The 7820-nt window shown below is 39.6% G+C and carries 11 protein-coding genes; 3 read left to right on the top strand and 8 right to left on the bottom strand.

Features of this window, described 5'->3' with window-relative positions:
• Window positions 1-54 precede the first annotated feature (54 nt).
• The 5 genes from LZZ98_RS13435 to rplM all read right to left on the bottom strand — a co-directional run bounded on the left by LZZ98_RS13435 (window position 55) and on the right by rplM (window position 2910).
• Window positions 55-702 carry a hypothetical protein gene (locus LZZ98_RS13435; RefSeq protein ID WP_237788285.1) on the bottom strand — a complete coding sequence of 216 codons (648 nt, stop codon included), beginning with the start codon at window positions 700-702 and terminating at the stop codon, window positions 55-57.
• A gap of 19 nt (window positions 703-721) precedes the next feature.
• Window positions 722-1153 carry a ClpXP protease specificity-enhancing factor gene (locus LZZ98_RS13430; protein WP_237788284.1) on the bottom strand — a complete coding sequence of 144 codons (432 nt, stop codon included), beginning with the start codon at window positions 1151-1153 and terminating at the stop codon, window positions 722-724.
• A 12-nt stretch (window positions 1154-1165) separates the two neighbouring features.
• Entirely contained in the window at window positions 1166-1816 is a 651-nt protein-coding gene (locus LZZ98_RS13425; RefSeq protein ID WP_237788283.1) for a glutathione S-transferase N-terminal domain-containing protein, read from the bottom strand.
• Window positions 1817-2082: 266 nt separating this feature from the next.
• Window positions 2083-2469 (bottom strand): 30S ribosomal protein S9, encoded by a 387-nt coding sequence (gene rpsI, locus LZZ98_RS13420; protein ID WP_086175429.1) that lies wholly within the window; start codon window positions 2467-2469, stop codon window positions 2083-2085.
• A gap of 12 nt (window positions 2470-2481) precedes the next feature.
• Window positions 2482-2910 (bottom strand): 50S ribosomal protein L13, encoded by a 429-nt coding sequence (gene rplM, locus LZZ98_RS13415; RefSeq protein WP_004811299.1) that lies wholly within the window; start codon window positions 2908-2910, stop codon window positions 2482-2484.
• Between the two features lie 490 nt (window positions 2911-3400).
• On the opposite strand from rplM, the gene pdxA reads away from it, so the two are divergent.
• From pdxA to LZZ98_RS13400, 3 genes are read left to right on the top strand one after another with little or no spacing between them, the layout of a single operon-like run.
• Complete coding sequence (gene pdxA / locus LZZ98_RS13410; protein WP_237788282.1) at window positions 3401-4369, top strand: 4-hydroxythreonine-4-phosphate dehydrogenase PdxA; 969 nt, start codon at window positions 3401-3403, stop codon at window positions 4367-4369.
• Between the two features lie 33 nt (window positions 4370-4402).
• Window positions 4403-5215: a 16S rRNA (adenine(1518)-N(6)/adenine(1519)-N(6))-dimethyltransferase RsmA gene (rsmA, locus tag LZZ98_RS13405; protein ID WP_086175427.1), complete on the top strand. Its 813-nt coding sequence runs from the start codon at window positions 4403-4405 to the stop codon at window positions 5213-5215.
• A 15-nt stretch (window positions 5216-5230) separates the two neighbouring features.
• On the top strand, window positions 5231-6064 hold the full coding sequence (locus tag LZZ98_RS13400; protein ID WP_237788288.1) for a symmetrical bis(5'-nucleosyl)-tetraphosphatase: 834 nt from the start codon (window positions 5231-5233) through the stop codon (window positions 6062-6064).
• Window positions 6065-6123: 59 nt separating this feature from the next.
• Here the strand turns inward: LZZ98_RS13400 and LZZ98_RS13395 are convergent, their stop codons facing one another.
• From LZZ98_RS13395 to LZZ98_RS13385, 3 genes are all read right to left on the bottom strand, one after another.
• Window positions 6124-6573: a DUF2147 domain-containing protein gene (locus LZZ98_RS13395; protein ID WP_237788281.1), complete on the bottom strand. Its 450-nt coding sequence runs from the start codon at window positions 6571-6573 to the stop codon at window positions 6124-6126.
• A 158-nt stretch (window positions 6574-6731) separates the two neighbouring features.
• Entirely contained in the window at window positions 6732-7181 is a 450-nt protein-coding gene (locus LZZ98_RS13390; RefSeq protein ID WP_237788280.1) for a DUF2147 domain-containing protein, read from the bottom strand.
• A 161-nt stretch (window positions 7182-7342) separates the two neighbouring features.
• The gene (locus LZZ98_RS13385) at window positions 7343-7792 is read right to left on the bottom strand and encodes a DUF2147 domain-containing protein (protein ID WP_237788279.1); all 450 of its coding nucleotides are present in this window, start codon (window positions 7790-7792) and stop codon (window positions 7343-7345) included.
• Window positions 7793-7820 lie beyond the last annotated feature (28 nt).

The raw sequence follows: 7820 nt of genomic DNA, 5'->3' as shown, positions 1-7820 counted from the left end.
TAAGCAATAAAAAACCAGCATTTGCTGGTTTTAAGATCGGAATTTTTGCAAATGTTAAGCAAAAATATTACATGCTGCAGAGATCAGTACCCAAAGAATTGCGATTGCAACGACAGGCTCAACAATCTTTGCCCAGGTTGGGGTGCTTACAACTGAAACTTCTTCAACATCATGCTGCTGGATATTCTGGTGAACCATTTGACTAAACTCCTTCATTGTTGAGTCTAATGATATCTCTTCTTGTTCAATTGGTTTAGAGCCTTTTAATTCTGTTAGCTCGTTTGTTGACCAAACCCAATCAGAAGCTTGACCAGATAGGTGCTCAATTTGTCCTAATATAAGCTCATGTAACCCTCTGATATTCAGATTTCCAATATCATTAAGCTGTTTTAATTCTGCCAGTTGTAATTTTAATATTTCAGTTACTGTTGGTTCTAACTCATTTTTAGGCAAGCTGGACTGATTTTTTGAAGATGTTGTAAGATGTCGCGCAACCTCTTGAATAAACAGATCCTCTGGCGAGGAAATTTCTTGGTAAACTTTTTTATCATCGGTTCGCCAAAGTGAAATGAGTTTACCTAATACCAGCGCATTAATTTCTAACAGCTGAGTTTTTCGATCTTCTCTAGAATAATGTTCGAGAAGCTGAGGCTTTTGAGTGTTAATCTGCTCAGCAAAATATTGTACTAAATCAAAAGCCATTCACTTGCTCCATATTATTTTAGTCTAATAACCGTAGGCTCGGTTTTTTCTTAGGTTGTTCAGTTTCTTCTGAAGTTGTAGTAGATTTTAAAGTATCTTCAGCGATTTGGGTACCTTCATATTCATTTGGATCAAAGAATAAACCTTGCCCATTTTCACGTGCATAAATGCCCATCACTGCATTTAAGGGTACATAGATATCACGTGAAACGCCACCAAAACGCGCAGAGAAGGTGATAGCATCGTTACTCATGGTTAACTGATGTACAGCATGAGGCACGATATTTAAAACAATCTGACCATCCTGAATGAATTGTTCCGGGACCCTGGTATTGGGCTGAGTCGCATCAACCAGTAAATAAGGGGTAAGGTTGTTGTCACAAATCCATTCATAAATAGCACGTGCTAAATAAGGGCGGGTAGGGGGGAGATTCAATTCTTGTTCAGACATGATTTTGCTCGATTAATTTACCAAAAATTCACTGTAGCGGTTTTTTTCCTGCATCGTTAAGGACTTGATAAATGCAGGCCGACTAAAAACTCGTTGACAATATAAATGAATAGGACGGCAATGCTGTTTAGGTAATTCAATACCCATGGCTTTTAAACGTATAAAAATGGGTGCTAGCATACAATCTAAAATTGTAAAGCTTTCCGACATAAAATAGGGAAAATGCTGAAATAGAGGGGTAAGTGAAATAAGCGTATCTCTGAGTTGCTTTTGAGCTTTTACTTTCTCTTTTTCATTCAGGGTATCTGGATGACGTAGCATAATATCAGCCAGTTTTAACCAGTCTTGATCAAAACGCCAGATATACTGACGTTGTTCTGCGCGTGGCATTGGAGCATCGGCATAGAGCTTGTTTTGACGATAGCGGTCATCTAGATATTCGGAAATAATGCCACTATTGAAGAGCTTAAGCTCATTCTCAATCATCATAGGAAGCTGGTTATAGGGATTTAGACTGGCGAGATCTTCATCATCTTCATCTACAATAATTAGATTATATTTGATTTGCTTCTCGGCAAGTACATAGCGTATCCAGTGTGAGCGAAAATCATCCGCATGACTGTAAAGCGTGATTCCTTGAGGAGGTGCATTTTCGATTGACATAATCCGAAGCAGTGATAAATGAATAGGATAGGATACTAAAATTGGGCTATAAAATCACGGTTCAATGGTGATGAATGAAATTTATATTTTTTGCTGTACCCATTTTTAACTTGCAGATGGCTAGGCACTGGTTTTTGTATGATGGCCAATAACTATAGGTTGTGATCGTTTATGGGTATCGATTCGTTTTATTCGTCAGTTCTTTGTAATAGGCAATAAAAAAGCCTTGGATAAACCAAGGCTTTTTGTCCGATTCGGTAAACGAATTAACGTTTAGAGAATTGAGGACGTTTACGAGCTTTACGTAAACCAAGTTTCTTACGTTCAACTTCACGAGCATCACGAGTAACGAAACCAGCTTGACGAAGAGCAGGTTTAACAGATTCGTCAGCAGCGATCAATGCACGAGTAATACCGTGACGGATAGCGCCAGCTTGACCACCGATACCACCACCAGCAACAGTGATGTAAAGGTCAAATTTTTCAGTAGCTTCAAGAAGCTCTAAAGGTTGACGAACAACCATACGAGCAGTTTCACGACCGAAATATTGCTCAAGAGTACGGTTATTGATTACGAGTTTACCTGTACCAGCTGATAAGAAAACACGTGCAGTTGCGGTCTTACGGCGACCTGTACCATAGTTAGTAGCCATGTGCTGTATCCCTTAGATGTCCAAAACTTGTGGCTGTTGAGCAGTATGTGGATGCTCAGTACCAGCGTACACTTTCATTTTTTTGATCATTGCATAACCAAGAGGACCTTTTGGCAACATGCCTTTTACAGCGCGTTGGAAAATTTCTTCTGGTTTGTGAGCAACTAATTTCTCGAAATTAGTTTCACGAATACCACCAGGGAAACCAGTATGGCGATAATATTTCTTATCAAGTGATTTTTTACCAGTCACTTGAACTTGTTCAGCATTGATCACAACGATGTAATCACCAGTGTCAACGTGAGGAGTATAAGAAGTTTTATGCTTACCGCGTAAACGACGAGCGATTTCAGTCGCAAGACGACCTAAAGTTTTGCCAGAAGCATCAACAACGTACCAGTCGTGTTGAACTTCAGCTGGCTTAGCGCTGAGAGTTTTCATTAAACCACTACCTATTATAGTTGGTTTGGACTATGGAAGCTGTCCAAACAAAAGGAGACCGAATTCTACCTGAAAGCCAGGAGAACCACAATGAAAATATAAAATTTCAAGCGCTATATTTTAAAAGAACAAGAATGAAAATGGAAGGGTTGGAGAATCTAAAAAGGAGGGTTGGTAAATGAAGATAAAAAGATTGTCTTTCATCTCGGGAACTGACAATTTTGCATGCCTTCCTTGAAAGCAACATACACAATTTTATCGGCATGAAAAATCTTGTTATTCAGCATTTTTGCTGTTTAGAACAACTGATGATTAAAATTTAACATCCTGTTTTCAATGGAATATTAAAGTGAAAAATATCGATGTAATACGAATTACTAACTATATCGTTGATTAAAATATTTGATCTATAGGTTGTTTTGCACAGCTTCAGCTTTCTTGTTCCGCATTCGCGTTATAATGTTGATCATCAAGCTTACTTGGATGAATTATGCTTCCTTTATATGTCACTAGTGGTGAACCTGCCGGTATTGGTCCAGATATTTGTCTAAGTTTAGCGGATCGTATTGATGAGCGACCAGTCGTAGTATTGGCCGACATTGATTTATTAAAGCAACGTGCCGAATTATTAAATATTGATATCGAGCTGCTAGAGTATCAAGGCCAAGCTGAATCATCGGCGCAAGGACAGCTATATGTAGAACATGTGCCATTAAATGCTGAGGTGGTGTTGGGACAACTCAATGCACAAAATTCTGTCTATGTTTTAGAACAATTACGTCGTTCAGCAGATTATGCCATGCAGGGTAAAAGTGTAGGTGTGGCTACAGCACCTGTGCAAAAATCTATTATCAATGAAGCGGGTATTCACTTTAGTGGTCATACCGAATATTACCAGGAATTTGCTGGGGTACCGCGTGTAGTGATGATGCTGGCCACCAAGACTTTACGTGTAGCGCTAGCGACTACCCATTTGGCCTTACGTGATGTGCCGGATGCTATTACTTCAGAACGATTGCATCAAGTGATTGATATTCTGATTCATGATTTGAAAACCAAATTCAGGATTGATTATCCGCGTATTTTAGTTTGTGGTCTGAATCCACATGCCGGTGAGGGTGGCTACTTGGGCATGGAAGAAATTGAAGTGATTAATCCGGTGCTGGAAAGTTACCGTACACAGGGCATCAATATGAGCCTGAGTTTGCCTGCCGATACACTGTTTACCCCGGAAAATTTAAAAGATGCCGATGCTGTTCTGGCGATGTATCACGATCAGGGCTTACCTGTGTTAAAATCTCAAGGATTTGGTGAAGCCATTAACATTACTTTGGGCTTACCTTTTATCCGTACTTCTGTAGATCATGGCACAGCGCTCTCCCTTGCAGGGACTGGACTGGCAAAAAGTTCAAGCTTGCACGTTGCTGTCGATTTAGCCCTAGATTTGGCTCGCCACTGATTTTTACTCATTACTCACGTTGGAAATGTTTTTATGTATCAAATTAATGCCTTAAACCCAAAAGATGAAGGGCATCACACGCGTAAGCGTTTTGGTCAAAACTTCTTACATGACCAACGTGTCATTGCAAAAATTGTACGTTCGGTAAACCCGCGTGCAGGTGAAAATATTGTTGAAATTGGTCCGGGTCTTGCAGCTTTGACTTCGCCTTTAATTGGTGAATGTGATGCTTTGACCGTGCTTGAGCTGGATCGTGATTTGGCGGCAGGTTTACCAGGTCGTGTACCGCATCCTGAACGTTTAACCATTATTGAAACCGATGCATTAAAATACGACTTCACCAATTTATTTGCAGAAGGTCGTCCGCTTCGTGTGGTTGGTAACTTACCCTATAACATTTCGACACCGCTGTTGTTCCACCTCTTGGAATTTGGTGACAAAGTCAAAGACATGCACTTCATGTTGCAAAAAGAAGTGGTTGACCGTATTACCGCATCACCAAACAGCAAAGAATATGGCCGTTTGTCAGTGATGATTCAGTATTATTGCAAACCGACTTTCTTGTTTGAAGTACCACCGGGATCATTCAATCCACCACCTAAAGTCACCTCTGCAGTTTTCCGTCTAGAGCCTTATGCAACCAAGCCGATTGTGGCAAAAAGTGAAAAAGCTTTAGCCCGTCTGGTTTCACATGTATTCACCCAACGTCGTAAAACCTTGCGCAATAGTTTAAAAGGCATGCTGGTTGAAGAAGGTTTTGAAAATGCGGGTGTTGATCCAATGGCACGTCCAGAAACTTTAACGCTGGCTCAATTTGTTGCATTAGCAGATCAAATGGTGGATTAAGTGGCAGCTTCGAATATTCGATACAATTATGTGATTGGTGATGTTCAAGGCTGTTTTGAAGCCTTAAAAGCTTTGTTGAAAGAAATCAGGTTCGATCCGGATCATGATTTTATCTGGTTTGCTGGCGATTTGGTGGCGCGGGGTGAAAACTCGGTTGGCACACTACGCTTTGTCAAAAAACTGGTGGATCGTGATGTGGCAGCTACAGTACTGGGTAATCATGATTTAACCCTGTTGGCGTGTGCACGTGGTTTAAAAGAGCTAAATGAAAGAGATAAAACCAGTGATGTGATTGATGCTATTGATAGCGATGATTTAATTGACTGGTTACGGAAACAGCCTTTATGCCTGTTTCCGAATGAACAAACCATATTGACGCATGCGGGTATTCCTTGCCTTTGGTCAGCAGAGCAAACTGCGGCATTGGCAAAAGAAATTGAAGCGATTATTTCCCATGATGATTTTGCTGTAGTGGATGCTTTCTTGGCGGAAATGTACGGTAAAAAACCTGATCTTTGGTCAGATGATTTGCAAGGCAATGAGCGCTTGCGTTGTATTACCAATTATCTGACCCGTATGCGTTTAACCAATGCAGAAGGGCAAATGGAATTCTGCTTTAAAGATTCACTGGATGATCCAATGCCTGAAGGCTTTCAGCCCTGGTTTGAGTTTGAATCCAAAGCTGCTAAAACTCATCAGTTGATTTTTGGACACTGGGCCGCATTACAAGGGAAAACCATTACGCCACAGATTCAGAATGTGGATGGGGGGTGTGTTTGGGGACATCAGCTAATCGCTTATCGATTAGAAGATAAAGAATTGTTTAAAGTTGATAATCCTATGATGTAATCATCGAGATCATCAAAATTAAAAAAGCCACATCATGTGGCTTTTTTGTTCAGAGGTACTTAGTCAAGTCTGATCCAGGTCTGGCTGCGTCCCAAGGTGGAAATACCCATATAAGCTCTTAAAGTTAAACGCTTGCCTGTTGCATTCAGTCGAACTTTGGCATCATAAACTTTACCCGCTAGAGGATCTATAACACGGCCTTTTTCGTAGTTATTGGTTCCAGATACATGTTTTAAGCCCTTCAGAATTTCCATACCCAAAATTGGTTGATTGGTATATGGTGCTGGACAATTATTACATGTCTCTCGTGGGGTATAACCTGGGCGAGGAGTAACTTTAATAATTTTCCCGGTAAATGTATTATTGGTTTCTTTATTAATTTTAATAATTGCTTTCGCAGCACCGGTCTTATCGTCAATTTGCTGCCATGTTCCAGAAATGTCTTGAGCGAAAACATTTCCACTGAAAAGTGCAGCAGCAAAAGCAGCCAGCAATAGATTCTTTTGCATATAAGACTCTCACTTAATCTTTCATTTTTTAATTAACGGATATATTAGATAGATAAAGTAATTAGTCAATATACTTTAGAGTCAAGCAAACAGTTTTAAGCTGATTTGGATAAAAAGCCACTCTATTGTGGCTTTTTAATTAAAAGCAGGGACTTGGATTAATCGACCCGTAACCAGGTTTGACTGCGACCCAATGCTGAAATACCGATGTAGCCACGTAAAGTGAGACGTTTTCCGCTCGCATTCAGTCGAACTTTGGCATCATAAATTTTACCTGCTAAAGGATCGATGACCCGGCCTTTCTCATAATTATTGGTATCTGGCACGTGTTTTAAACCAGTAAGGACATCCATGCCTAGAATGGGTTGATTGGTATACGGTGCAGGGCAGTTGTTGCATGTCTTTTGCGGTGTATAACCTGGACGAGGTGTCACTCTGATAATTTTACCAGTATAAATATCATTTGCGTCTTTACGAATTTCGATAATGGCTTTGGGTGAACCTGTCTTGTCATCAATTTGTTGCCATGTACCCGATAGATCTTGTGCCAATACATTCCCACTAAAAATTAAACTGGCAAGAGCAGTAAGTAAGATATTATTTTTCATATAAATTCCTGCGGTTGTGGTGAATATTTTTTTAATTAATAAAAAACATATTAGGAGTGTTTAAAAATTAGTCAATATGATGCGTCATGGATATGAAGAATAATGTGCGTTATTTAAATATCATTGAGTAAAAAGCACCATAATACTGATTTTTGTCATATTTAGTCGTTTCTAATCCAGGTTTGAGTTCGACCCAAGGCAGAAATTCCCACATAACCACGTAATATAAGACGTTTACCATTGGGAGAAATTCGCCCTTTCAAGCCATATATTTTTCCTGTTAAAGGATCAAGTACACGACCGTTTGCATAATTATTTCCATCAACATGTTGTAAACTTTGAAAGATTTCTAATCCCAATATAGGTTGATCTGTGTAGGGTGGTGGACACTTGAAACAGGTTTCTCGGGGTGTATAACCTGGGCGTGGTGTTACTTTAATAATTTTTCCAGAATAAGATCCATTAGTTTGTTTTTTAATTTCAATCAGTGTCTTAGGTGAACCTGTTTTATCATCGATTTGTATCCATGTACCGGTTATCTCCTCAGCAAAAATTGAAACACTGCTTAATAGTGCTACAAAAAATGTAGTGGTAATTGCTATTTTTTTCATAAAATTTCCTCATCTATTTAAGTCAAGC

Origin of the sequence: Acinetobacter sp. SM34 (assembly GCF_022012365.1) — a bacterium.
Classification (GTDB): domain Bacteria; phylum Pseudomonadota; class Gammaproteobacteria; order Pseudomonadales; family Moraxellaceae; genus Acinetobacter.
The sequence above is the reverse complement of the archived record's forward strand: the minus strand, read 5'-3'. Positions and strand labels throughout refer to the sequence as shown.

What these genes read in the sequence shown, in the direction of transcription:
- LZZ98_RS13435 (WP_237788285.1), bottom strand. Translation starts at nt 702, where the DNA reads ATGGCTTTTGATTTAGTACAATATTTTGCTGAGCAGATTAACACTCAA.
- LZZ98_RS13430 (WP_237788284.1), bottom strand. Translation starts at nt 1,153, where the DNA reads ATGTCTGAACAAGAATTGAATCTCCCCCCTACCCGCCCTTATTTAGCA.
- LZZ98_RS13425 (WP_237788283.1), bottom strand. Translation starts at nt 1,816, where the DNA reads ATGTCAATCGAAAATGCACCTCCTCAAGGAATCACGCTTTACAGTCAT.
- rpsI (WP_086175429.1), bottom strand. Translation starts at nt 2,469, where the DNA reads ATGGCTACTAACTATGGTACAGGTCGCCGTAAGACCGCAACTGCACGT.
- rplM (WP_004811299.1), bottom strand. Translation starts at nt 2,910, where the DNA reads ATGAAAACTCTCAGCGCTAAGCCAGCTGAAGTTCAACACGACTGGTAC.
- pdxA (WP_237788282.1), top strand. Translation starts at nt 3,401, where the DNA reads ATGCTTCCTTTATATGTCACTAGTGGTGAACCTGCCGGTATTGGTCCA.
- rsmA (WP_086175427.1), top strand. Translation starts at nt 4,403, where the DNA reads ATGTATCAAATTAATGCCTTAAACCCAAAAGATGAAGGGCATCACACG.
- LZZ98_RS13395 (WP_237788281.1), bottom strand. Translation starts at nt 6,573, where the DNA reads ATGCAAAAGAATCTATTGCTGGCTGCTTTTGCTGCTGCACTTTTCAGT.
- LZZ98_RS13390 (WP_237788280.1), bottom strand. Translation starts at nt 7,181, where the DNA reads ATGAAAAATAATATCTTACTTACTGCTCTTGCCAGTTTAATTTTTAGT.
- LZZ98_RS13385 (WP_237788279.1), bottom strand. Translation starts at nt 7,792, where the DNA reads ATGAAAAAAATAGCAATTACCACTACATTTTTTGTAGCACTATTAAGC.